Origin of the sequence: Alteromonas gilva, from assembly GCF_028595265.1 — a bacterium.
Taxonomy (GTDB): Bacteria; Pseudomonadota; Gammaproteobacteria; order Enterobacterales; family Alteromonadaceae; genus Alteromonas; species Alteromonas gilva.
Genome location: NZ_JAQQXP010000001.1, coordinates 1,768,086 through 1,791,985 on the forward strand (window position 1 = coordinate 1,768,086; position 23,900 = coordinate 1,791,985).

General features: G+C 50.5%; 19 protein-coding genes. 8 read left to right on the plus strand and 11 right to left on the minus strand.

The window, feature by feature from the left end; translation table 11 throughout:
• The first annotated feature begins 82 nt into the window (after positions 1-82).
• Together OIK42_RS07850 and OIK42_RS07855 are read left to right on the plus strand one after the other, a co-directional pair.
• A complete protein-coding gene (locus tag OIK42_RS07850; protein ID WP_273639593.1) occupies positions 83-1,159 on the plus strand; it encodes an efflux RND transporter periplasmic adaptor subunit in 1,077 nt (358 codons plus the stop codon).
• The gene (locus OIK42_RS07855; protein ID WP_273639594.1) at positions 1,156-4,284 is read left to right on the plus strand and encodes an efflux RND transporter permease subunit; all 3,129 of its coding nucleotides are present in this window, start codon (positions 1,156-1,158) and stop codon (positions 4,282-4,284) included. The genes OIK42_RS07850 and OIK42_RS07855 overlap by 4 nt, the downstream gene beginning before the upstream one ends.
• Before the next feature lie 152 nt (positions 4,285-4,436).
• Here OIK42_RS07855 and OIK42_RS07860 read toward each other — a convergent pair whose 3' ends face one another.
• Positions 4,437-6,020: an ABC-F family ATPase gene (locus tag OIK42_RS07860; RefSeq protein ID WP_273641437.1), complete on the minus strand. Its 1,584-nt coding sequence runs from the start codon at positions 6,018-6,020 to the stop codon at positions 4,437-4,439.
• 256 nt (positions 6,021-6,276) lie between these two features.
• On the minus strand, positions 6,277-6,897 hold the full coding sequence (locus OIK42_RS07865) for a uracil-DNA glycosylase family protein (protein ID WP_309568756.1): 621 nt from the start codon (positions 6,895-6,897) through the stop codon (positions 6,277-6,279).
• A 188-nt stretch (positions 6,898-7,085) separates the two neighbouring features.
• On the opposite strand from OIK42_RS07865, the gene OIK42_RS07870 reads away from it, so the two are divergent.
• Complete coding sequence (locus OIK42_RS07870) at positions 7,086-7,958, plus strand: WYL domain-containing protein (protein ID WP_273639595.1); 873 nt, start codon at positions 7,086-7,088, stop codon at positions 7,956-7,958.
• Between the two features lie 301 nt (positions 7,959-8,259).
• Positions 8,260-8,592: a hypothetical protein gene (locus tag OIK42_RS07875; RefSeq protein WP_273639596.1), complete on the plus strand. Its 333-nt coding sequence runs from the start codon at positions 8,260-8,262 to the stop codon at positions 8,590-8,592.
• A gap of 334 nt (positions 8,593-8,926) precedes the next feature.
• On the opposite strand, the gene OIK42_RS07880 is transcribed toward OIK42_RS07875, so the two are convergent.
• Positions 8,927-10,855 (minus strand): cation:proton antiporter domain-containing protein, encoded by a 1,929-nt coding sequence (locus OIK42_RS07880; protein WP_273639597.1) that lies wholly within the window; start codon positions 10,853-10,855, stop codon positions 8,927-8,929.
• Positions 10,852-11,487, minus strand: a complete 636-nt coding sequence (locus OIK42_RS07885) for an NAD(P)H-dependent oxidoreductase (protein WP_273639598.1) — start codon at positions 11,485-11,487, stop codon at positions 10,852-10,854. The genes OIK42_RS07880 and OIK42_RS07885 overlap by 4 nt, the downstream gene beginning before the upstream one ends.
• Positions 11,488-11,850: 363 nt before the next feature.
• Here OIK42_RS07885 and OIK42_RS07890 point away from each other — a divergent pair, with 363 nt between their 5' ends.
• A complete protein-coding gene (locus OIK42_RS07890) occupies positions 11,851-13,044 on the plus strand; it encodes an MFS transporter (RefSeq protein WP_273639599.1) in 1,194 nt (397 codons plus the stop codon).
• A 218-nt stretch (positions 13,045-13,262) separates the two neighbouring features.
• Here the strand turns inward: OIK42_RS07890 and OIK42_RS07895 are convergent, their stop codons facing one another.
• The 3 genes from OIK42_RS07895 to OIK42_RS07905 form a co-directional block, all read right to left on the minus strand.
• Positions 13,263-13,505, minus strand: coding sequence for a tyrosine-protein phosphatase (locus OIK42_RS07895; RefSeq protein ID WP_273639600.1), 243 nt, complete (start codon positions 13,503-13,505; stop codon positions 13,263-13,265).
• A 141-nt stretch (positions 13,506-13,646) separates the two neighbouring features.
• Entirely contained in the window at positions 13,647-14,426 is a 780-nt protein-coding gene (locus tag OIK42_RS07900; protein WP_273639601.1) for an SDR family oxidoreductase, read from the minus strand.
• A 122-nt stretch (positions 14,427-14,548) separates the two neighbouring features.
• The gene (locus tag OIK42_RS07905) at positions 14,549-16,822 is read right to left on the minus strand and encodes a tetratricopeptide repeat protein (RefSeq protein WP_273639602.1); all 2,274 of its coding nucleotides are present in this window, start codon (positions 16,820-16,822) and stop codon (positions 14,549-14,551) included.
• A 232-nt stretch (positions 16,823-17,054) separates the two neighbouring features.
• Between OIK42_RS07905 and OIK42_RS07910 the strand changes: the two genes are divergently transcribed.
• Entirely contained in the window at positions 17,055-17,552 is a 498-nt protein-coding gene (locus OIK42_RS07910) for a tetratricopeptide repeat protein (RefSeq protein ID WP_273639603.1), read from the plus strand.
• 148 nt (positions 17,553-17,700) lie between these two features.
• Here OIK42_RS07910 and OIK42_RS07915 read toward each other — a convergent pair whose 3' ends face one another.
• From OIK42_RS07915 to OIK42_RS07930, 4 genes are all read right to left on the minus strand, one after another.
• Positions 17,701-18,747: a PepSY domain-containing protein gene (locus OIK42_RS07915; protein ID WP_273639604.1), complete on the minus strand. Its 1,047-nt coding sequence runs from the start codon at positions 18,745-18,747 to the stop codon at positions 17,701-17,703.
• Positions 18,744-19,448 (minus strand): PepSY-associated transmembrane domain-containing protein, encoded by a 705-nt coding sequence (locus OIK42_RS07920; RefSeq protein ID WP_273639605.1) that lies wholly within the window; start codon positions 19,446-19,448, stop codon positions 18,744-18,746. The genes OIK42_RS07915 and OIK42_RS07920 overlap by 4 nt, the downstream gene beginning before the upstream one ends.
• A 57-nt stretch (positions 19,449-19,505) precedes the next feature.
• A complete protein-coding gene (gene dld / locus OIK42_RS07925) occupies positions 19,506-21,209 on the minus strand; it encodes a D-lactate dehydrogenase (protein ID WP_273639606.1) in 1,704 nt (567 codons plus the stop codon).
• 288 nt (positions 21,210-21,497) lie between these two features.
• Positions 21,498-22,175 (minus strand): hypothetical protein, encoded by a 678-nt coding sequence (locus tag OIK42_RS07930; protein WP_273639607.1) that lies wholly within the window; start codon positions 22,173-22,175, stop codon positions 21,498-21,500.
• A 477-nt stretch (positions 22,176-22,652) separates the two neighbouring features.
• Here OIK42_RS07930 and OIK42_RS07935 point away from each other — a divergent pair, with 477 nt between their 5' ends.
• Positions 22,653-23,189, plus strand: a complete 537-nt coding sequence (locus tag OIK42_RS07935; RefSeq protein ID WP_273639608.1) for a hypothetical protein — start codon at positions 22,653-22,655, stop codon at positions 23,187-23,189.
• 131 nt (positions 23,190-23,320) lie between these two features.
• Positions 23,321-23,887: a BON domain-containing protein gene (locus OIK42_RS07940; RefSeq protein WP_273639609.1), complete on the plus strand. Its 567-nt coding sequence runs from the start codon at positions 23,321-23,323 to the stop codon at positions 23,885-23,887.
• The last annotated feature ends 13 nt before the right edge of the window (positions 23,888-23,900 follow it).

Below are 23,900 nucleotides of genomic sequence, written 5' to 3' on the forward strand. Positions count from 1 at the left end.
ATCGTTTAACCGCAATGTTAGAGCGAGTGCTTGGCAGGTAAACGCAGCAAAATTTAGTGTAATGGAATGTCACGGAGGCTAAATGCCGGGTTATTTTGCTGTGTTAGTAAACGCGATGTTAGTCACATCACTGTGCGTAGCGATCCCAGGCGTTGCCCAGGAAAACCCCGTCACTGTGAGTGTGGCCTACCCGGTGGCAACGCAGCAGTACCAGTCAGTTACGCTGAGCGGTTCGGTTGAGTCGGCTTTTGACGCCGTGTTAGCGCCCCTTGAAGCCGGCGTTGTGGCTAAGTTGCATGTTGAGGTCGGCGATACTGTCAGCCAGGGACAGCCGCTACTGGAACTAAACAGCCGCCTTGCTGAACTGGCGCAGCAGCAGGCGGAGGCAGAGTTGCAGGTGGGCAAAGTGGCCCTCAGCGAAGCCCGGCGATTACTCGACGAAGTGGATGCGCTCACCCAGCAACAGCTTGCCGCCAAAACCCTGTATCAGCAACGCAGTGCGGCGGTTGCGAATGCTGAAGCACAGTTATCTCAGCTATCATCGACCCTGGCTTTACGTAAAGAGATCGTCTCCAGGCACACCCTGACCGCGCCCTTTGATGGGGTCATTTATCAGCGCAGTGTGGATGTTGGGGAATGGATAGAGCCAACAACCCCTGCGCTGGCGCTGGTTTCGCAAAAACACAAGCGCCTCAGCATAGAAGTACCTCAGGAATATTACCGCTATTTTAATACCCTCGACTCGGCGATTACGGTAACGCCTGATAACACCCGCTTTACCAGTGTTGAGGGGCGTCTTACCCGGCTGGTGGCTGCCTCCGGCAATCAGGGGCGTACCTTTACGGCACATATCAGCTTGCCGGCAGACACCGAACTGCTGGTGGGTATGTCTGCCAGTGCTGAGGTAAACCTGCCCAATGTGGTTAGCAATCAGGCCTGGTTACCCGCCAGTGCCATAAAACAACATCCCGACGGTGGTGCCAGTGTGTTTGCGGTGAAAAACAACCGCGCTGAACGGGTGCTGGTGAATATTGTGCGGCGTCAGGGCGACACCGTACTGCTGGAGAACGTCAGCGAGCAACAACTGTATGTTGCCAAGGGCATATCGCGGCTATCAAATAACACACAAGTAACCATTACCGACGGACCACAGCAATGATTGAGTCTACCGTAAAGCGCGGCATACTGGTTGCTGTGGTAGTCAGTATCAGTTGCATACTGGGGATTGTAGCGGCGCTGAGTATACCGGTACAGATGATCCCCGATCTTGAGGTGCGCACGATTACCGTACAAACCGGCTGGCCGGGGGCAACGCCGCAGGATATCGAAAAAGAAATTCTTATAGAGCAGGAGCGCTACCTGCGCAATGTCACCGGCTTAAAACGGATGATTTCCTTCGCCGAAATGGGCAGTGGCTCGGTGGAACTGGAATTTCCTTTTGGGGTAGATGTAAACCAGGCACTTATCCGCGTTAGCAATGCGCTTAATCAGGTGCCGGATTACCCCGAAAATGTTGATCAGCCGCAGTTGTTCTCAGACTCCTTCTCCAGCAATGCATTTATGTATTTTCAGCTTATCCCTTTGGAAGGCAATCCCATGTCGCTGGATATTGACATGCTCTACGACTTTGCAGACGAGGTTATTCGCCCGCAAATGGAGAGTGTGCCCGGGGTGTCACAAATTGAAATTAGCGGCGGCACTGCGCGGCAGATTCAAATTGACGTGGAGCCTGCCAAGCTGGCCCAGCGTGGTATTAGCTTAATCGACGTGCGCGATGCCATACGCCAGCGAAATCAGGACTCCTCGGCTGGCGATATCGAGTCGGGCAAGAGCCGCTATTTACTGCGAGTGGTAGGGCGCTTTGAGCAGTTGAGCGAACTTGAAAATCTTATTATTAAACGCTTTGAAAACGCGAATGTGTATTTAAAGGACGTTGCCAAGGTGCGCCTTGATCACTTTGAGCGTCGCCAGCTTTCCTATGCCAATGGCGATCGCAATTTAGGGCTGTCGGTGCGGCGCGAAACCGGGTCCAACGTGATTAACATCAAACAGCAAATATTGCCTATAGTGGCCGAGCTGAATGAACAGGTACTGGCCGATAATGGCTTAAAAATGGAGTTGTTCAGCGACGACGTGGTGTATGTGTCGAGCTCACTGCGTAACGTGATGATTAATCTGGCGCTGGGTGCCGGGCTGGCCACACTGGTGATGTTTTATTTTTTGCGTTCGGTGCGCTCTACGCTGATTGGCGTAATGGGCATTCCCTTGTGCACAATCGCCGCGTTCATTGCGCTGCTGGCCTTTGGCCGCACCATCAATGTGATTTCCATGGCAGGGGTAGCCTTTGCCATCGGTATGACAGTTGATAATACCATTGTGGTACTTGAGTCCATTGTGCAGTTTCGCCGTAAGGGCTTAAGCCGTTTTGATGCCGCCGTTGAAGGCGTTAAAGACGTGTGGTCGGCGGTGTTGGCCTCAACCGTTACCACTATTTTGGTGTTTGCGCCCATTTTGTTTATTGAGCAGGAAGCCGGGCAGTTGTATTCCGATGTCGCCATTGCCATTTCCGGTGCCATCTTCGCCTCCATGCTGGCGGCAATTTTTGTGGTGCCGGTGGCCATGGCGCGGCTAAAAAATGTTGGTCCGGCCGATGCCAGCATGCAGCAACGTTTAGCTGACCGTTGTCTGAATATGGTGGCGGCCATCACCCGTTCCAGACCGCGGGCGCTTGGCATCGTCATTGGTGGTGCGGTGCTCATTCTGGGGGCGGCCTGGGCCCTGATGCCGGCAGCCGAATATTTGCCAGAGGGCGAAGAGCCTAAATCCTTTTCTACCATGACGGCGCCGCCGGATTATAACCTCAGCCAGATGCAAAAAATTGGTGACGAACTTCGGGCGTTTTTTACCCCGTTTGTGCAGGCCGATCCTGATGCCTATAGCCGCGGTGAGGCTGAGATGCCAGCGCTGGCGTTTTATAATATGCGCGTGAGTATTGGTAGTATCTGGATGGTCACTATGCCGGTTAATCCCGACGAAGTAGAAGACATGATGGCGGTGATTAATCAAAAGTTTGAAAGTTACGAAGGCATGCGCGCGTTTTCCAGCAAGGGCTCGATTATCTCCAGTAACGATGGCGGCACGCGCGCGGTAGCGGTGGACTTTTCGGGCAGTAATATCCGCGAGTTATATCGCGCTGCCAACGCCTTGTACCGCAAAGCTGAAGCTTATTTTGACAATCCGCAAATCAACTCCGATCCCGGCTCACTCACACTGGAACAGCCGTTTATAGAAATACGCCCCAAATGGCAGCGTCTGGCAGAGCTGGGCATGAGTGCCGATGATTTTGGCTATTCAGTGGCGGCGGTAAGCGATGGGGCCTTTGTGGATGAGTTTTTACTCAACGACGATAAAGTGGATATCTTTTTATTCAGCAGCGCCGGTAACGAGCAAACGATTGGTCAGCTGGCGACTACGCCTATCCTTACGCCACCGGGAACAATTTTACCGTTAAATGCCATTGCCACCCTGCTGGAAAGTAAACGTAGCGACACCGTCCGGCGTATCGACGGTGAGCGAACGGTATCCGTGTATGTGATAGCGCCCAAAGAAATAGCGCTGGAAACCGCGGTGAATACCGTTAAAAACCAGTTATTGCCAGAGCTTCGCGAGGCCGGGGACATTGCTCAGAGTGTCAGCGTGCGTATTACCGGCGCGGCCGATCAGTTAGCGGCTACCCAGGATGCGCTGTCGGTAAACTTTTTGATTGCCGTGGCGCTGTGTTATTTATTGCTGGTGGCGATATTCAGTCACTGGGGATACCCGCTGTTTATTCTTACCATGATCCCACTGGGTATGGCGGGGGGCCTGTTGGGGTTAATTGTTCTTAATGGGGTTAACCAGGTGTTAGGCGGGGCTTATCAGCCCTTTGATATGATCACCATGCTGGGCTTTTTAATTTTGCTTGGTACGGTGGTGAATAATCCCATCCTCATTGTCGATCAGACCCGGCGCCTGCTGGACAAGGGGGAGGCGCTGGCCGATGCGGTGAAACACGCTGTCGAGGTGCGATTACGGCCCATTATGATGTCGACCTGTACAACTTTGTTTGGCCTGGCACCCTTGGTGTTAATTCCCGGTGAGGGCACTGAGCTGTACCGTGGCGTAGGGATTATCGTACTAAGTGGTATCTTTGTGTCAACGGTATTGAGCCTGACGTTTTTGCCAGCCTTGTTAGTATCGGTACTGAGTAGTAAGCACGATGTGAATAACGAGCAGGCAGCATAATGTTTCGTTGCCAGGGCTTATGGAACGGCTGCGGCCTAAGGGCGATGGAGCGGGCGTCGGCCAGGGGATGCCTGGCTCGGCATTGTGGGGCGTTTAAGCGCCCCAACGATATTGTACAATAACCTGGCACAACAAGGTTGCACCAGCAGTTATTAGAGTCCTAAATGGGCCTGAAACTCTTCGTAAGTACCGTCGAAATGAGTGAGCTTTTGATCTTTAATCTCGATGACCTGGGTAGCCAGAGACTCAACAAACTCGCGGTCGTGGCTGACAAAAATCACCGTGCCTTCAAACGCCAGCAGGGCGTTGTTCAGCGCTTCGATAGATTCCATGTCCAGGTGGTTGGTAGGTTCGTCCATGACCAGCACGTTGATGTCCTGCAACATGATTTTGCCGAACAACAAACGGTTTTTCTCACCCCCTGAACACACGCTGACCTTCTTGTTAAAGTCGTCAGAGCCAAACAACAGGCGCCCCAGCATGGCTTTAATTTGCAGATCGTCGTGGCGCGGCTGACGCCATTGTGACATCCATTCAAACAGGGTCAGATCATTAGCAAAATCGGCAGAGCTGTCTTGCGGAACATAGCCCACCGCGGCGTTTTCGGCCCATTTTACGCTGCCCTGATTAGCACTTTGGTTAATCAAGCATTTAAGCAGGGTGGTTTTACCGGCACCGTTCTCGCCAATAATGGCCAGCTTTGAGCCTGCTTCGAGCAGCAGATTGCCGCCACTGAAAAGAGGTTCATCGTAACCATGACCCAGATCTTCAAGGGTAATGGCAAGGCGGTGCAACTTTTTATGCTGTTTAAACTGTATGTAGGGCTTACGACGGCTCGACGCTTTAATATCATTGAGTTCGATTTTTTCCAGCCGCTTGGCCCGCGAAGTCGCCTGTTTGGCTTTAGACGCGTTGGCAGAAAAGCGCGCCACAAAGCTTTGCAGTTCTTCTATTTCGGCACTCTTTTTGGCGTTTTCGGTGTGCAACTGCTCCTGCACCAGGCTTGAAGCCTCAATAAAGGCTTCGTAGTTACCCGGGTAAATACGCAGTTCACCGTAATCTATGTCGGCCATGTGCGTGCATACCTGGTTTAAAAAGTGGCGATCGTGAGAAATGATGATCATGGTAGACTTACGCTTGTTAAGCTCTTCAGCCAGCCAGTGAATAGTGTAAATATCCAGGTTGTTGGTGGGCTCATCGAGCAGCAACACGTCGGGTTCGGCAAACAGCGCCTGTGCCAGTAACACCCGTACTTTGCGGCCGGGGGCAACTTCGCGCATTAAACCAAAATGATAACGCTCTTCAATGCTGGCCGAGCTGAGAATGTCACCGGCACGCGACTCGGCGGTGTAACCGTCCATTTCGGCAAACTGCACTTCCAGTTCGGCGACTTCCATGCCTTCGGCTTCGGTCATTTCAGCTTTGGCGTAAATTTCGTCACGGCGCTGTTTTACTTCCCAGAGCTCGCGATCGCCCATGATGACTGCATCCACTACGCTCATGTCTTCAAAGGCAAACTGATCCTGATTCAGGATACCCAGTTTGGTGCCGGGTGCTAAGGACACATTGCCTGCCGTAGGAGTGAGTTTGCCGCTGAGAATTTTCATTAGCGTGGACTTACCACAACCGTTGGCACCAATCAGGCCATAGCGGTTGCCGTTACCAAATTTGGCTGAAATATTTTCGAACAATGGCTCAGAGCCAAATTGCATAGTGATATTGGCGGTAGTAATCAAAACAGTTCCCGGGAAGTCATAAAAGTAGGCAAACAGCCCATTGCTAAATGCGAGCTGCATAAAAGCGGCGTAAGCGCGCGCAATATAAAGAATGAAAGCCGCTGTGTAAAGCAAAGCAGCTCGAAGGGCCATGTTTCGCGACGCATAGCGCCTAATTGGAAGGGGTTTCTTACACTTTAGCCGATTTGTTTACGTTGTCGTCACAATTATACAGGTTACCTGCCGCCAGCAATGAAACCGTGAGCCGGGCTTTACGTTAAACGTGAGGGGGAGCATCGGCGGCCAGTGCCAGCTGTACAGATTGCTTTATCAGCGCAAGCGCATGGGTTTCAAACCAGGGGTTACGGGCTTGCCAGCGATTATTGCGTCCGGAAGGGTGTGGCAGCACATAGCGCCGGTTCGGGGCCGCTGTGGTGGCCTTCACCGCGTCAGTAAGCGTGCGGTATTCGGGCAGGTAATATTGCTGTGAATACCTGCCTATGTGCAGGATGAGCGCCGGCTCCAATAGATTAATCACCTTGGCGTGCCAGGTTGGCGCGCAGATTTTTGGCGGCGGTGCATCAGCGCCGTTTTTATAGCCGGGAAAACACAGAGCCATGGGCAGATGGGCAAATACCGGAGAATAAAACTGCGCGCGGCTAACGGCTAACCAACTGCGCAGTTTATCGCCACTGGCATCGTTCCATGGCGTGGCACTGTCGTGGGCTTTTATGCCCGGAGCCTGGCCAATAATGAGTATCCGCGCTGCACTGCTAGCGTGCACGACCGGTCTTGGCGGCTGGGGCAAATGACCAGCACACAGGCGGCAGGCGCGGATATCTGTCAGTAAGGTGGGTAACTCATCGCTGGGTGAGTTGTTGTCGTTGGTGCTCATCATGCAGCCTTGCTGTTGCCCGGTGGGCGTTGCTTTTAATTATTGCGATTGGCCAGGCCCAGTGTACTGACTTTGCGTACCACGCAAAAGCGGTATTTTGCAGACTGGCAGTTGGCCGGTACGGCAATCTGCACGCTTTACAACCGAGTTAAAATAAACCATATTGGTGCTTTAGGGTATGGAGTTCAGGAATGCAATTAGACAGTATCAGTTTTGCCCAGCGCCAGCGTTTGGCTTATATCGATTTTTGTTTGCTGTTTAAAGGGGCTATACATCGACAGGATCTTATCAACCGTTTTGAGGTAGGGTTATCGGCCGGCTCGCGGGACTTTAATTTGTATAAAGATCTGGTGCCCGCCAACCTCGAATACGACGCCCGCGAAAAGCGCTATTTTCAAACCGCGCAGTTTAAACCCTTATTTGAGCACGACGCTCAACGCACCCTGACCAAACTGGCCAACGACATCTCCGACGGTTTTGATGCGATCGGCGATATTCACTTTCCGGTAGAGGCACCGTCGAGCCTGAATATTCCTGACATCTTTATCGTGGCACGTCTGGTACAGGCGATACTCAACAACAAAGCGGTGAGCGTGATTTATACGTCATTGAGCAGCGGGTCGGGGGCGCGTGAGTTAGTACCTCATTCCATTGTCGATAACGGCCTGCGCTGGCACGTTCGGGCGTTCGACCGAAAAAGCCAGAGCTTTCGGGATTTTGTACTCACCCGCATGAGCAAGGTCACCATCAAAACCAGTCCTGATACTCACGAATTGGCCGCGCAAGATGCCGAATGGCACCGGCTTATTCCACTGCAACTGGTGCCGCACCCCAAAAATGTCAGTTTTCCCACCGCTATCGAAATGGACTACGGCATGGAAAACAGTCAGTTGCTCATTAATGTGCGCGCCGCTATGGCCGGTTATCTGCTGCGCCGCTGGAACGTAGATTGTACTGAGCGGGGCACGCTGAAAGGGGCAGAGTACCAATTATGGTTACAAAACCGCTTTACTCTGCGCAACGTAGACAACCTGGCGATAGCGCCGGGGTATGATAACGTCTAATGCAGGGGGACTTTGTAGAGGCTCGGTTTTTTATCGTGTAAATGACGGTCCATGCTTTGTATCTGCAACTCCTGCCGCCCCTCAGAAATCTGCTTTATCATGGCGCGAATGAAGTAGTCTATGGCATAGGAAGTTTAATGTTATCGAGCAAATAACGAACCCGTAGCACGGCCGTTGGAGTTCTTATAACAAGAGCGTTTTTATTCGCTAAGCCATCAGAGAGGTGGCAGGTCAACGTCTTCACAGCAGTCATTATTCGGCGCTTGGGATTTACTATGGCTAACCTTCGGCCGAGGAGATCATGGGAAGGCCCTCTAACTTTGCAAGTATTTACATGACAATGACCTACTACTCTCATCGTATGTCGGCGGCGATGTCCAGCAAACCGGGTTGCGTTGAGCAAGTTGAGAATGACATTGAAGACTTACACGATGTTTGCTTACAAGGTGCCGACGCTCTGACAGGCGCGTGGACGGTTTATTTCGGCCTTTATGTCGGCGCAACTGCTGGACTAATCTCATCAGCAGCATGTATTTACGGAAGTAGGGATTCTTTATCTCAGGATGATAGTTTTTGCGAAGCCGCCGTTGATGAACTGCGTGACGAATGTAATGATAAATACTACGGAAGTTAACTGGATGCTCATGGAGGCCGGGGCAGTGTCCCGGAAAATGATATGAATACTAAATTGATAGCATATTGTGTGTTTTGTGTCGTACTACTTGCCAGTAAGTTGTTTTTAGAACCCAAAGAATTTGATTATATTGTAATCATTGCCTTAATTTATTTAGCGGGCACAAATTATCATGAACAGAAAAAGGATTCAGATGACTGAATATTGAGCAATAAAACGATTTATTGCGATATGCGTCATCGTGCTGACAATATTACTGTTGCACGTTTTTAAAATTACCGCCGCGCAGCGCTGTTTTGCTATTTTGAACTATTCAATGTAAACCGCTAACTGGCTATTTCTTATTTTCATTGTACTGTTTCATTTGCTCTTCGGCATAGCCTTTAGGCGGCGGGGTCCAGCCGCGACGCTTGGAATGGTTATCATGTAAATCAGTATTCAGTGCCTCTTCGATGAGTTGTTCTAATTCCATCAGTAAGTCGAGGTAATTGTTGTCTACCCGCTCGCCGCTGGCGTTGTCTTTCCAGGCGTTGTAGAGCACGTCGTTTTGCTGCGCTTCGATATCTTTGTAGGCATGCTTTTGCCGTTCAGCCTGGAAGGGGTGAACGCCTAGCGAGCGTAATGCTTCGGCACCCATTTCTAACGCTGAATGGTAGGTTTCCGAGATAATGTAGTCAGCACCGGCCTGACGTAACCGGTAGCCATGGCCGCGATCAAATGCCCTGGCCAGCACTTTGAGGTGCGGGTGGGCGTGTTTGGCAAACTTAACCATATCGATGGCCGTTTCACGATCGTCGATGGCAATCACCATCAGGTTAGCATCGGCAATGCCGGCGGTATCGAGCATGGCCGGTTTCGACGCATCGCCAAAGTAAGCTTTGGTGCCAATCCGGCGCATCAAATCGACCTGCGCCGAGCGGATATCAAGAATTACGGTGGTGATATCATTGGCAATCAGCAGGCGGTTAACGATTTGCCCGAAGCGGCCAATGCCGGCAATCACCACATTGCCTTTATGCTCGACGTTATCGGGCTGGCGGTGGTGTGAGCCGCGCATATAGCGTGGCATGATAAGTTTATCAAATGCAATAAACAGCCCCGGTGTCAGGAACATCGACAGCGCTACCACCAACTGCAAAATGGCAATCAGATCGCCCGGCAGTACGTTGTTTTGCGTGGCAAAGCTAATCAGTACAAAACCAAATTCACCGGCCTGAGCCAGGCTTAATGTGAGTAACCAGCGGTTGCTGCCGCTAAGACCAAATACTAACGCGACGCCAAGCAGTACCGCAGCCTTTAACACCATTACCGCAAGGGTAATCAGAACAATAAGACTGGCATTGCTGAGTAAGGTGTCAAAGTGAATGCCCGCTCCAACGGTTATAAAAAACAGCCCCAGCAATAAGCCTTTAAAGGGTTCAATATTCGCTTTGAGTTCGTGTCTGAACTCACTGTTGGCCATTACCACACCGGCTAAAAAGGCACCGAGCGCGGGTGATAACCCCACCATACCCATTAATGCGGCAATCCCTATCACCAGCATCAATGCAGTGGCAGTAAAAATCTCCCGCAATCCGGAGGCAGCAACAAACCTAAACAGTGGCCTGCTCAGGTAATGACCGCCAACCGTTACCACAGCAATAGAGCCCATAATGACCATGGCGTGCAGCCAGCCGGGCAGGCTACTGATAAAATCCTCGCTGTCATGCTGTGCAGTGATGGTGTGCGCCGACGCCGTATCTGCTAATTCGGGCAGTGCCAGCAGGGGGATCAGCGCTAACATCGGGATAACCGCGATATCCTGAAACAACAGCACCGAGAAAGCGCTTTTAGCCCCTTCGGTTTGCTGCAGACCCTTTTCCTGAAAAGTCTGCAGCACAATTGCCGTGGACGATAAGCCCAAAATTAACCCCACGGTGAGGGCGACACTCCAGCTCAACCCACAGGCCATAGCAATAGCAAAAATGGCGGTCACGGTGAGGGTAAGCTGCATTCCGCCCAGGCCCAGCAGGCGTATTTTCATATTCCACAGCGCTTGGGGCTCCAGTTCCATGCCGACTAAAAACAGCATCATGACCACGCCAAACTCAGCAAAATGCTGAATAGCTGTGGTTTCTTCGCCTACCAGGCCAAGCAGCGGACCAATAATTAAGCCGGCAAGCAGATAGCCCAGCACGGAGCCGAGCCCCAGTCTTTTGGCTATGGGGACAGCCACCACCGCGGCCAGTAAATACACAAATGCCTGTAAAAAATAACCGGTCATGGCGTGTCATCCGCAGTGGAAAAATAGCTGGTAAGATTCTCAAGCTCAGCGGCGCGCTGAATATCAATCTCACCGTCGGCCAGACTATCGAGCAACTGTGACCACAGCGCCGTATGCCGGGTAACGCGATGTTCTTCTTTAGCCGTTCGCGAGCCAAACAACGCAAAGGGCGCTAAGTAAACCATGCGGGTTATATCAGCCATTTGCTCCAGGGGCTGCAGGAGTTCGCGCAACGTAAAGTGATTAAAACCGTCACTCTGAAAGGCTTCCTCGCGACCGCCGGCCGACAGTGCGCATAAAAACCGTTTGCCGGCTAAGGCGGTGCCATCGGTGCCGTAGGCAAAGCCATATTCGAGCACCAGATCCTGCCATTCTTTGAGGATTGATGGAGTGGAGTACCAGTACATGGGAAACTGAAACACAATAATATCGTGGGCTAATAAGCGTTCCTGCTCTTTGCCGATATTAATATTGAAGTCAGGGTACTCAGCGTATAAATCGATAGCCGTAACGGCATCGTGTTGTTGCGCCGCGGCGAACATGGCGACGTTGACTTCCGACTGTGCCTGGGAAGGATGGGCGAACAGCACCAGTATTTTGTGTTGCGAATTTTTTTGTTGCTCTGCAGGCATTAATCCTATCCGAAAAAAATAATTCGATATGCGTTACTCTATCGACACTTGCATGTTATTCAAGGGCGCAGCTCTACTAAACGGCGACAACGCAATCGTGTTAGCCCGAGGCTGGCAAACAGTCTGACACACTCGGCGGTTAATTTCGTTAATAAAATGCCAATGTGTTGGTAAACGAAGTTGTAAGATTTGGTTAATAGCTGGTAACGCTGGCAAATTTGCTTGCCGCACTGTCTGCAAGGAGGTGTGTTACGCAGTACAACAAGGCTGACATAGCGTATAATCGCTTTTCAATATTTTGCTTATACACACTGAGAGGGGATCGGGTTCACGATAACCCCGATCATGTTTTAAAGGATGTTTATGTCTGCAACACCCACTAATCAGCGCGCGTCTGCCTGGGCTATTTTAGTCATGGCGCTTGGCACCTTTGTACTGGGACTCACTGAGTTTTCGTCTATGTCGATGCTGCCGCTGATTGCCGAAACCTATAATGTGACGCCCGCACTGGCCGGCAATGCCATTAGTGGTTACGCCATTGGTGTTGTGATTGGTGCGCCGCTGTTTATGCTGCTCACTAATAAAACCAATCGACGGACATCCTTGATGTTGTTTGTGGTGATGATGTTTGTTGCCAATGCCTTAAGTGCAATTGCCTCAAGCTTACCGGAACTGGTGTTTTATCGCGTGTTGTCGGGCTTGCCTCATGGCGCTTATTTTGGCACAGCGTTATTAGTTGCCGCCAATATGGCGCCCAAAGGCAAGCGCGCCAGCTATATGGCTAAAGTGTTTGCCGGGCTCACCATCGCCACTATCGTAGGCGTGCCCATGGCCACCCTCATTGGCCAGAACATGAGCTGGCGCGTGTGCATGGCTATTGTTGCGGTGCTGGCTTTGATTACCATTGTACTGATTTATTTGCTGGTACCGAGCAGCCCGGTAACTAACCCAACGCGTCTGAGAGAAGAGTTTGGCGTGCTCAAAAACAAACTGGTGTGGTCAATTTCGGGGATCATTTTCGTGGGGTTTGGCGGCGTGTTTTGTATTTACACCTACCTCGCTGACACCATATTAACCGTGACCAAAACCCCGGAAGTTACCATTTCTGTGGCCATGATGATGTTTGGTATAGGCACCACTATCGGCAACTGGTTTATCAGTAAAATGGCGGATCATTCGCCCATTAGTACCACCGGGATTGCCCTGTTGTGCAGTATTGGTATTGCCATAATGTATGTGTTTGCCGCCACGAATATCTGGTGGTTATACATTACGGTATTCCTGCTTGGCGCCAGTGTTGGCATTGCCGCAGTCATACAGTCGATGTTGCTGGATGTGTCACCTACCGGCCATGCCATGATTGGTGCGCTGGTGCAGTGCGCCTTTAATACGGCCAACGCCATTGGCCCGATGGTAGGCGGTGCCATGCTGGCCTCGGGAGCGAGCTTTAATCAAACCGGTTACGCTGCGGCACTGCTGTTTTTAGGCGGTCTCGTTATGTGGGCGGTGAGTTATTTTCAAATGCGTCAACGTGACCTGCTGCCTGCAACGAGTTAAGTGATAAACGTTTTTCAATAGAAATAAGAAAGAAAATTGTCATTGGAAAGTCAGTGTGATTGTTGAATTGCACAAATGCACAGCGGGAATACAGTCTAAAACAACTCCCGATAGCTTTGATAAACGTATGACTGCTCATGGAAACACACTGCGTATACACTACCCACACGAAGTGAAGTGGTGTATAGCAGCGTTATGATTAAGAGATTGATCAAGCTTTAGTACAACAGATTAGCTTTGAGTTGTCCGGGTTGAGCTTCAGAAACACCCAGTTCCTCGCGGGTAAAGGCATCAATTGACCCCGATTGCGCAATCATTTCTTCACACGCGGCATTGAGGTAACTCTCCCGTATGCCCATCAGTGCGCCACTAGCAGACTTTGGCAGTCTGGCCAGCATTAAATAGCTGATATCAAGGCTATCGATAGCGATTTGGTGCGAGTTAAGGTTTTGTAACGGCAATAAATAATGGGTGTGGGTAAGCGGATCCTTTACCAGGCCAATTCGGCGGGTGTTAAGCGTACTAAAGTCGATAGGACTGCATAACAGACCGCACAGTCCGCTGCGGTTTACTTAACCTCACGGCCTGTGAGTGACAGCCGGTTAGAAGGCGCTGGGGTTTAATCCGCCATCCAACAGGATATTCTGGCCGGTAATGTAGCCGCCGTACTGGCTGCACAAAAAAGCGCAGGTATTACCAAATTCTTGTGGATCGCCAAACCGGTTGGCCGGTATTTTAGCCGTCAACTCGCGGGTGACTGTGTCTTTGTCGTTGCCGGTGCGGGCCATGCCGGCACTAATGACGCCATCCAGGCGGTCGGTGCTAAAGTAGCCGGGCAGAATATTATTGATAGTGACGTTTTTATCGGCCACGGTACGCGCAATACCGGCTAAAAATGCGGTTAAGCCAGCCCGCGCACCGCTGGATAAATCAAGCCCCGCAACGGGCATTTTGACGGTCATGGAAGTAATGTTAATGATCCGGCCAAAGCCTCGCTCTGCCATGCCATCGATTACCCGCTGTACCAGATTGATAGGGGTTAGCATATTCATATTGATGCCATCGACCATGGCGTGGTTATCCAACTCGCGAAAATCCCTGAGTGGCGGGCCGCCATTATTATTAACTAAAATATCCGGTGCAGGGCAGGCGGCAAGTAACGCGGCCTGGCCTTCGGCGGTGCTGACATCGCAAGCCACCGGCGTTACCTTAATGCCGTAGGTTGCCGCGATGTCACTGGCCACCGCTGCGAGCCGCTCAGCATTCAAGCCGTTGATAACGAGGTTGACACCCGCCTTGGCAAGCGCTTCAGCGCACGCCCGGCCTAACCCGCGGCCAGACGCGCAAACAATGGCTTGCTTACCGTTGAGTCCTAAATCCATGTTCATTCCTGTATTCTTATAATGCGCAGACAGATGACAGTTATACTAAAAAATAAACAGCGCCAGAGCCAGTGAACTGCCTGGGCAGGCCGGCGTTTTTAGTGGTTAATTAGAGGCGCTGATCAATTGTTATCATCACCCTGCCGGGTTAACAACCACTGGTAGTCGAACCACGTAGGGCCATTTTGCATTGCTACTATCGGCTTGGCAGCTTCTGGCGTTGTGACAGATGCGTATAACAATGGGTAAATTTGATGTTGAAGGGCAGTATCGGGCGCTATTTGCGCAAACTGCGTCATGCTTTTTTGCCACTTCAACTGTTCGACCGGCGGCTGTGGCAGAGCAAGTAGTGCAGCTGCCAGGTGATGGTTGTGTATGGTTACCATTGTGGCAGGACCATGTTGCAATCGCGTTGTAAAAAACGCCTGTGCCGCGTCAGTATTGCCAAGCTGTAAATAGGTGTTAAACAACACGGGCACCAGACTGAAAATGGTATTGTCCAGCGACGGCAAATTAACTAACAGTTGCTGGGCTATGTCGGCAGCTTGCCGGTCCAGAGTAAAGCGTTGAAAGCCTTGCCAGAAGCGCGCGTGAGGCGTGTCGCCAAGCAAGCGTGCGGTGCGCTGAAACCACTTATCGGCTTCTTCAGGTTGACCAGACTCAAAATAAAGTAAACCCAAATAAGCGTTGTTCACGGGTGAGGCCGTATCAATGCGGTTGGACGCGAGCATTGTCTCGATGGCGGCAGCTAACTCACCGCGGCGGTGATGTATTTTGGCCCGCCACACATAGGCCCAGGTATAGCTGTCGTCGATTTCAATAGCCTGCTGCGCCGCTTGCAAGGCGGCCTTATAGTCACCCCGCCAAAACTGCACAATAGCAAGGTTAACGTTGATCCAGGGGGATAAGGGATCCTGCTTATGCGCCTGGCGGGCGAACGAGAGGGCTGCGTCAAACTGATTTGTTGCCAGCGCCAGTTCAGAGAATATGTACAACGCCGTCGCATCCTGCGGGTTGCGTTCAAGCACATCGTTAAGGGTGGCCTCGGCGCGGTTAAAATCGCCGCTGTCAATGGCTAAAATGGTGCGCGCCAGCAGTGCATTTTGCTCGGTTGGATCATGCTGTAACGCAGTCGTAATGGCTTGCTGGGCTTTTTGGTGAGCGATATCGCGTGGTAAATAGGTATCGTGAAAATTATAGCGGGCATAGATAAAGGCCAATTTGCCATGGGCGGCGGCAAAATCGGGAGCCAGGCTGACGGCCTTTTGTAATGCTGTCTCAGTCTGATAATACCATTCGCTGGTTTTACCGTTCATCAGCCAGTAGTTACCTTTAAGGTAATATTGATAGGCTTCAACGTTGCTGACTGACCCGGTTTGTTGGGTTGTGCTATTCACAGTGCGCTGCGGCAGCAATACCTGCTTTATGGCTGCTGCAATACTTTGCTGGATAGCATAAAGGCTGCTGGCCGAATTGGTATAGCTTTGCGACCACTCCACGCGATCACTTTTGGCATCAATAAGGCGCACAGATATTTTAAACTCGTCATTAATTCGCCGCACACTGCCTTCTACCAGGTAGCGCACATCCAGTTCGGCTGCAACCTGGGTCAGGGATTTATCGGCAGTGTTAACTGCCAGTGTGGAGTAACGCGACGGGACATTGAGTTCAGCGGTGCTGGCCAGCGCATCAATGAGTTCTTCTGTCATACCCTCCGCCAGGTAGAGGGTAGACTCATCTTTGCTTAATTGCCGTAATGGCATGACTGCCACGGAGGTACTTAACGCTGCAGGAGTGTCTGATGCTGTGGGCTGACCTGTGCTGACATAGCGCCATATACCAAGCCCCATCGCTAACATTGCCAGCAGGGTAAAAGTGAATAACCATCGCCCTTTTATTGCCCGGTATGGCGATGCTGGCGGGTGAGCTTCATCCCGGGCAACATTTTGTGGTGTCGATGACGCTGGTTGTGGTGCCGGTGCAGGCGGTGTTGCTAATGTGGGCTGTTCGGCGCTTACCGTGTCTGCGCCATCTGTGTGAGAGGATGTCGCTGCTGGCTTTTCCTGCCAGACGACCTGACCGCGTAATCGATACCCTTTTTTCGGTACGGTCTGAATCAACCGGCGCTGGCTGCTGTCATCAAGGACCTGACGCAACTGCGAAATAATTCTGGTCAGTGCCTCCTCAACCACGATACGGCCGTGCCAGACCTCGCGCAGCAGGGCCTGACGCTCTACCGTATCTCCGGCGTCACAGGCCAGAATGTATAATACGTGCATCGCTTTGGGTTCGACACGCTTTACCGATTTGCCACGACTAACGGTGTGATCGCCAATATCGACAACAAAATCATTGATGGTAAAACACCCTCTGCCGGGCGGCGGATTAAAAGACAACCTTATTTGCTCCGAGGATTCATTAGGTTTTTCTATAACTAATTATAAAGTAAAGAATTAGTTTATCTATTAGTAATTCGTTAGGTTTTAATTACTTGTTCATCAGGCGCATTTACGCTTAATGGCACATACTCGGTCTCAACAAAAATTTTAACAAGTAGTGGCTTTTTGTTAACAAGTCTCTTGTGAACGGCAAAGCCTAACAGAAAACATGTTCGTTGAGGAAAATACTATGTCTTTTACACGTCACATTACAAAATCACTTGTCGCTGCTGCTTGCTGTACGTTAACGCTCGGTAGCGCCATAGCAGGTAGCACTGCAAGTCCTGTTACTGCCGACACCTATCGCCTTAAAACCAGCATTGATGATGTAAACGGAGTGCGCGAAATCGAGTCTGGTGATTATGCTAAAGGTATTGCACGTTCTAAAGCGGCCCTGGCAAAAACTTCAGTCAGTGGCCAGCGCAGCCCGTTACATAACAACCTGTGCGTGGCCTATGTCGCTACCGGCGAGTTAGACGCCGCTAAACAACATTGTGATGCCGCTGTTGAAACCAGCAAAAATAACGTGTTTGCGTTAAACAACCGCGCAGTGATGCACTGCCTGACTGACAACCACTCGGCCTGCATTGCGGATTTGACCTGGGCACAGCAAAAGTCGAAAAGTCAGCGCATCGTAAAACAAAATCTGTCTCTTGCTAAACAGCACGACTTACTGAGTAAAAACTAAGTCTGAGACGGCGCTTTAGCTTCGTAATAGTAGCTAAAGCGCTGATGTTTTGAGCTGTAACCCTTGCTATAAGGGTCTTTTAGCCCCGATTATTTCGGGGCTTATTTTTTTCTCAGAAAATACCAGTTGCGCCGCTGATGGCAGTGACTTACCCGTTTGAGCGCGGCATCGCCATCGGAATGTCGATAGCGTGGCACTGGCGGCAGGTGTGCTGGCATGCAAGCCTGACGCCCTGATTTATAGCCTGCTCTGACAGATGCGCAGACTCCACGGGTGTCACCGGTAGTGACGTATCGGTAACAATCTGGCATTTACCACAGGTGCCTGCGCCATGACATTCTGAGGGCAGACTGACGTTGTGAGCAAGTAACGCATGGTACAGGCTGTCATTCAGGTGCTGAGTAAACGTCAGCGAATGAGTATCACCCTGATTGTCACGTATTGTAAGGGTGTGTTCAGCCAGTGGGGCTTTCTCTGCTGTTGCAGAGCGGGCTAACACATGCCTGCAAAACAACAAATACGCGCCACTGAAGCTCAGCAGACAAGTCGCAATGGCAAAAACAATAATGATCCAATGATTAAAGCTACCGGTGCCTGCATAGTCCATGAAATGCAGGGTAAACATGAGTACTTTTAAGCGCGTATCGTCATTCACAAAGGTAACAACGTGGCCCGTGAGGGCGTCCAGATAAATGCTGGTGTTTAACGCATCGTCAACATTTACCCGCCACAGGGGGTTTTGCTGTTTGTTAATATCACTGAAGGGCGGCGATAGTAAAACCGGTTGTGACATGACGGTATCCGTGGCATTGCGGTAGGCTCGTTGAGCAATGCTGGCTACCTGTGAGGCACCGATCTGCCATGGCTGACCAGTCCGGGCATCATAAACTCGACGTTGTAAGGGAAAATAACGGTGCGCCGGCTCGTTATACCACAGCACATAGTAGGGGTTGCCCAGACTCCAGATAAGTTCAACTTTGCGCGGGGCCGGTGCCTTCAGCTGTGCCAGGGGAAACAGGGTAACGCTGGCAACATCACCACCATGGCTGACCGGCTGGCGCACCTCACGAACAGTCTCTGTGCTGCCTTCCGTGAAATTAAAATACAGCCCGGTGCCCAGCCAGATAAGCACTTGCACTGCAACCAGTAGCGCCAGCCATTTATGCCAGAATGAAAATAAAACACGCTGCTTCATTCGCTTGCCCGCCATTTTGCGGTTAAACGAAACGCCAGCAGCAACACTCCGCTGAGCGCTGCCAGCAAGCCCAGTATGGCAATGGCGCGTAACAACAGGTTGGTCACATTTTCGCCGTCGTCGTAATCCATAATATGAAATCGCCATGCCCAGTCAAAGGCATGCCAGTAAGAATGGCGGCGGCGAACGATCTCGCCGCTGTGCTGATGGATATAGAACGTTGAGCGGGCAATGTCATCAAAGGTCACTATCCATAGCGAACGCTTGCCAGGCGCGGCCGGATTAGCGGGAATTTGCTGACGCACCGCATCAATATTGGCTGTGCCGGTAAATTGCTGACGGGCAATCATGGCAGCCTGTTGCTGCGAGATTGGCGGCAATACCCGGCCATTGTCAGCACTTACCAAATGCCAGCGGCCATTGACGGCCGGCGCACGAAAGCGGTAAACGGTTTGATCTAACAGCCGGGTCAGCACGACGTTTCCGGCATCCGGATAGTTGCTCAGTAAATCGGACAGCGAATAGTTCACCGAAGACAAGGTCAGCGTATCATTTTGACTATGGCTCAACGATTCACCGTGAATAAAGTGAATGTCCATAGCGACCATATATAAGCCCGTCAGGGACCATATCACAAACTGTAAGCCGGCGATTCGCATTAACCATTTATGCGAAGCTCGGGCTTTACCCATCGACAGCATTATGGGTTTCTCCTTTAACTGCTATTGTCGCGTTTTTACCTGACAACGCTTTTGTGACTAACAACAATGACAATTGCGTTTATGCTTTTCCATTTTACCAACGCCGGGATTAAAGGTGTTGGTCGGGTCGATATCACGATAAAACTGTGCAAGGCCTTCTTCGGCTTTATATAAATGCCCGACATTATGTTCAGCCGGATATCTGGCCCCGCGCTTATCGAGTAACGCCAACATTTCTGCTTTCACCGCACTGGCGTCAACGCCCTTTTTGAGAACGTAATCCTGATGAAAAACATGACAAAAAAAGTGACCGTAATACAGTGATTTGTCAATTTTATCCAGTAAGGACGGTGGTAGTTGTTCAACCCATTGTATGTCATTACGGCGCAGGGCAATATCCAGCGCCAGAATCTCCCCGGCAGTGTGTTTATGCATTAACTGGTAACGTATCGCGGCGCCGGCGGCGGCAAACCGATGTAAAAACGCGCTGCTGGATTCTTCACTGCTGCATTCAAAAAAGTCACCCACTGCGTTGTTATCGGCAAAAAACGCAGGTAAAAATGCCTGTGCTTCGCCAATCCCTTCATCGCTCATTTTGAGCACCAGGTGGTGTTCGTATTGTTTGCGAAAGTCCAGCATACGCCGGGGTAAATGCGGGGGCAATACCCTGGCAATGCCCTGCATGATCCGATCCGTTAAGAATTTGGGGAGCAAGGGCCATTTATTGAGCACCGCGTCAACCCGGCCTTTGATGGCAAACAGTTTAGGTAATCGGTCGGTACCCAGGTGTTTGACACTTAAAAACGTATCCTTGCCATACTGTTCAGCGACATCAAAACAGTCGCGGTGAATGTATTCGCCCACTTCAGGCAGGTTAGTAAACTCGCTAAGAATTCGCCGTCGCAGTTGAGTGAGTGTCTCGGGATTGTTGGTGCCTATATAAAATGTTTTTTCCTCTTTAGCTACCGCAAAGGTATCCAAACGCACTGCAAACACCGCCAGTTTACCAGCGCAGCCACTGGCCTCGTACAGGCGCGTTGGATCGGCATTAAACCGGCTTGGTGTGGGCGCGTCGATGTCGCGCAGTCGGTCAGTATAATCGGCGGCACTGGCGTGTTTGTCTGTGTTGCAACAGGTCTTGTCAAAGCGGCCATTTTCCAGATTGCTGAGTATCTCTTCAGGGGATTCGCCCAGCGCTATACCCAGATGGTTGACCAGTTCCAGTTGCCCCTTGGCGGTCACTCGCGCAAATAAGGCGAGTTCGGTGTATGCCGGGCCACGTTTGACCAGCGCACCACCGGAATTATTGGCGACACCGCCAACCACTGAAGCGCCTAAACAGGATGAGCCAATGACCGAATGCGGCGCGCGAGAGAGAGGCTTTAAGGTTGTTTCAAGCTTATGTAGGGTGGTGCCCGGAAAGCTCACTACCTGTTCACCCTGGCCAAGTACAATCAGCTTATCCATGGCCAGCGTATTGATCACCACAACATCGCGATCGTAATCGTTGCCGCTGGGCGTAGAGCCCTCCGTTAAACCAGTTTTCGCTGCCTGCATAATAATAATGCAGTTGTTATCTACACAAATTTGCAATACCTGCCACAGCTTGAGCAGGGAGTCGGGAAATAAGACAGCCAACGCACTACCTTGCCCGGAGCGCCAGCCTGAACGGTAGTGCTCGGTGCGCCTGTCACCGGTGGCAACTTGTGTGTCAGATAGCACCGTTAAGAACTGCGCTATGACAGGGTGATGATGGCTCATAATTAACTCCTGTGTTTGCTGCGAGCAGAACACGAAAACGGGTTGTAGGCGATACAACTATTTGCTTCTGGGTGACTGCATTGCTCAATAAAATAGGGCAGCGGGCGTTTACAGCATGTTTGCCGTTGGCAATGTAGATGCGTAGCATGCAATGAACTGCGGGAGTTATCAATACTCAGGCGGCAGGATATTTTATCGCTGTCGTAGGAGGGAGAAACGGGCAATGGCAAGCGGGCAGCAAAAAAGTAAAGCTAACTGCCCGGTAGGCAGTCAGCTTCGAGGGGGGAACTAGGCCTTTTTGCAGCGGATCCGGCGTAGAAACACCAATGAGAGTGCCGCTAATACTGCCATCAGCGGAGGCTCTGGCACTTCAACATTTACATCGGCAATATCGAATTCAAACAGGCGTGCTTCAAGTGAACCAAACGAGTAGCCTGCACCAAAACCCGAGGCCTGAATAACGCCTTGCGTGGTATTTAAAGTGGGTGACATCCAGGCAAAACCCGGTGATGAAAATGCACTTTGCACGTCAGTAAGTATGGCGTCATAGGTACCATCTTCGACGGCTGCGTAAACAGTATTAGAGCCTGTAAAATATGCTGTGCTGTCATACCCGGTCAGAAACGAAGCAATATCACTGCTCATACGCACTGACACTGAAGGGTCTGTCATATTTACGCCGTTGATTAAGCCGCTGATATTCTCGGCTTCCGTACCACCACCCATGGCCAGTATATAAAACTTATTATCTCCAGGTGCCACGTTAAACGTGAGGGAAGACAATTCGTTGATTTGTTCCGTCCAGGTGACATCGTTTTGATACAACAAGTGATGGATATTTGATTCTGTACCGGTAAATACAGCGAAATCATTATCAGCAACAATTTCAATTGTAAAAGGTGCGGCGATTGTGTTGCCTGCAAGCACAGAGGCACACAACATGATTGATCTTAAAACACGCTTCATTGTTAATCCTGCTTCCACGGTATTTAGTCCTTATTACACTAAGTCTCTATTATATTAAGCAGTTTTCAGGCCAATAATCTTCCGCGTTTTATGGTTTTCAACTAGCTGTTTTTAATGAGTTTTTAATTTTGCTCGAGAATTCATGTTATCGAAATGTAAAAATATCCGACACTTTATAAGTGACTTCCAGCTCATAGCGGTGTCGAAACGAGCGCCGCAAATTCAACGCAGAAGCGCATCGGTGATTACCTTAATGCTTGTCTGGTATGTGTCGGTTTTACTGATCTGGCACTTTTCCTCACAATAACAGCCAGGCTGTTTTTCCAGATAGGGTGACTACCATTGAGCCGGGAAATATCCGCAGCAATAATAGTTTGTGCTGCGCCGTCAATTAGGTAACATACTGTTAATCATGAACGAATTTAAACGCAGATAATTTAAAAAGTGAATAAACGCGCAGCAGTTACTCTATTTCAAATGGAGCCACAGGAATTAAAACACGCCAGAGTCATAGCGGGTGTATCGCCAGCGGTGTTAAGAAGAGTATTCGGATTTTGGGTATTATTTGTGGCGTCGATCTGCGGATTAGTCAGCGTCGCGCCTAATCTCTCGTTGTTTTTCGTCAGTATGACCGGCGCTGTGTTGCTATTGTTTACCGTTCTTATCTTCTATCAGAGTCGGGTTTCTGAGGGCTGGCCCGCTGTCATTCATTATCATAACCGCATAGGGGTTGTGCAGGAGCCAATGTTGCGGCAGTTTTTAATGGTCGACGACAGCATTGTTGTGGGGGCAGAGCCGCATACCCTTAAACCTAACAAGAATGCCGTGGCAATTACGATTGATGACTCGCAGTTAAGCGATGACGACAAAGCGCTCTTGCAGCAAGCCATATGGCCGGACGAAAAGCGTTTGATCGCATTGAGTTACTTTAAAAAGCGCGAGGATATATGTGCTGCGATCAGGCACATTGTCGAGACGAAACGGACACGTTCAGTGACCAATGCCGCTGGGTAAAATATTCAATGTGTATGGAAAACACTACACCTCAGCGTGCTACAAATTTAATAAAATCATTACAAAACAAGTGTTTAATTGTGGCCTGAATGTCGCATAAGTATCTTTGAACTCTCAATCGGAGATACGTTATGAAACGCTCAATACTTTCTGTAGTGGTTTTTGGCGCAATTACTTCATTCGCAGCGGCTCCTGCTTTAGCAGAATCAAAGTGGGAAGACACAGCCAAAGATGCCTGGATTGATGGCAAAGCCGAATCGACGCTACTGTTTAATACTCACCTGAATTCCTTTGATATTAATACCGACGTCCAGGATGGCGTCATCATCCTCACCGGTAAAGTGGATAATTCAGTAGATAAAAAATTGGCTGAAGAGCTGGTGGTAGGTATCGACGGTGTTGCCAGTGTCGACAATCAGCTCACGATTATCAGCAATGATAACGATGACCCTCTCATTGATGAACAAACCTCCGCCCAATTGACCGATGCTAAAATTGCCACTGTGGTGAAGTCCCGCTTGTTGATGGACTCAGACATTTCGGGTCTTGATATCGACGTAGATGTAACCGACAGCAATGTGGTGCTTAAAGGCACTGTAGAGAGCGAATCGGAGCGCGCTCTGGCAATCCAGATTGCTAAAAACACGGCTGAAGTGGCATCGGTCGACAACCAACTTACTGTAACCAAATCTGAATAAATTAGCGCGCAAC

Bases quoted from the DNA above. Each gene is read 5' to 3' on its own strand.
- OIK42_RS07850 (WP_273639593.1), top strand. From the start codon at position 83: ATGCCGGGTTATTTTGCTGTGTTAGTAAACGCGATGTTAGTCACATCA.
- OIK42_RS07855 (WP_273639594.1), top strand. From the start codon at position 1,156: ATGATTGAGTCTACCGTAAAGCGCGGCATACTGGTTGCTGTGGTAGTC.
- OIK42_RS07865 (WP_309568756.1), bottom strand. From the start codon at position 6,897: ATGATGAGCACCAACGACAACAACTCACCCAGCGATGAGTTACCCACC.
- OIK42_RS07870 (WP_273639595.1), top strand. From the start codon at position 7,086: ATGCAATTAGACAGTATCAGTTTTGCCCAGCGCCAGCGTTTGGCTTAT.
- OIK42_RS07875 (WP_273639596.1), top strand. From the start codon at position 8,260: ATGGGAAGGCCCTCTAACTTTGCAAGTATTTACATGACAATGACCTAC.
- OIK42_RS07880 (WP_273639597.1), bottom strand. From the start codon at position 10,855: ATGACCGGTTATTTTTTACAGGCATTTGTGTATTTACTGGCCGCGGTG.
- OIK42_RS07885 (WP_273639598.1), bottom strand. From the start codon at position 11,487: ATGCCTGCAGAGCAACAAAAAAATTCGCAACACAAAATACTGGTGCTG.
- OIK42_RS07890 (WP_273639599.1), top strand. From the start codon at position 11,851: ATGTCTGCAACACCCACTAATCAGCGCGCGTCTGCCTGGGCTATTTTA.
- OIK42_RS07900 (WP_273639601.1), bottom strand. From the start codon at position 14,426: ATGGATTTAGGACTCAACGGTAAGCAAGCCATTGTTTGCGCGTCTGGC.
- OIK42_RS07910 (WP_273639603.1), top strand. From the start codon at position 17,055: ATGTCTTTTACACGTCACATTACAAAATCACTTGTCGCTGCTGCTTGC.
- OIK42_RS07915 (WP_273639604.1), bottom strand. From the start codon at position 18,747: ATGAAGCAGCGTGTTTTATTTTCATTCTGGCATAAATGGCTGGCGCTA.
- OIK42_RS07920 (WP_273639605.1), bottom strand. From the start codon at position 19,448: ATGCTGTCGATGGGTAAAGCCCGAGCTTCGCATAAATGGTTAATGCGA.
- dld (WP_273639606.1), bottom strand. From the start codon at position 21,209: ATGAGCCATCATCACCCTGTCATAGCGCAGTTCTTAACGGTGCTATCT.
- OIK42_RS07930 (WP_273639607.1), bottom strand. From the start codon at position 22,175: ATGAAGCGTGTTTTAAGATCAATCATGTTGTGTGCCTCTGTGCTTGCA.
- OIK42_RS07935 (WP_273639608.1), top strand. From the start codon at position 22,653: ATGGAGCCACAGGAATTAAAACACGCCAGAGTCATAGCGGGTGTATCG.
- OIK42_RS07940 (WP_273639609.1), top strand. From the start codon at position 23,321: ATGAAACGCTCAATACTTTCTGTAGTGGTTTTTGGCGCAATTACTTCA.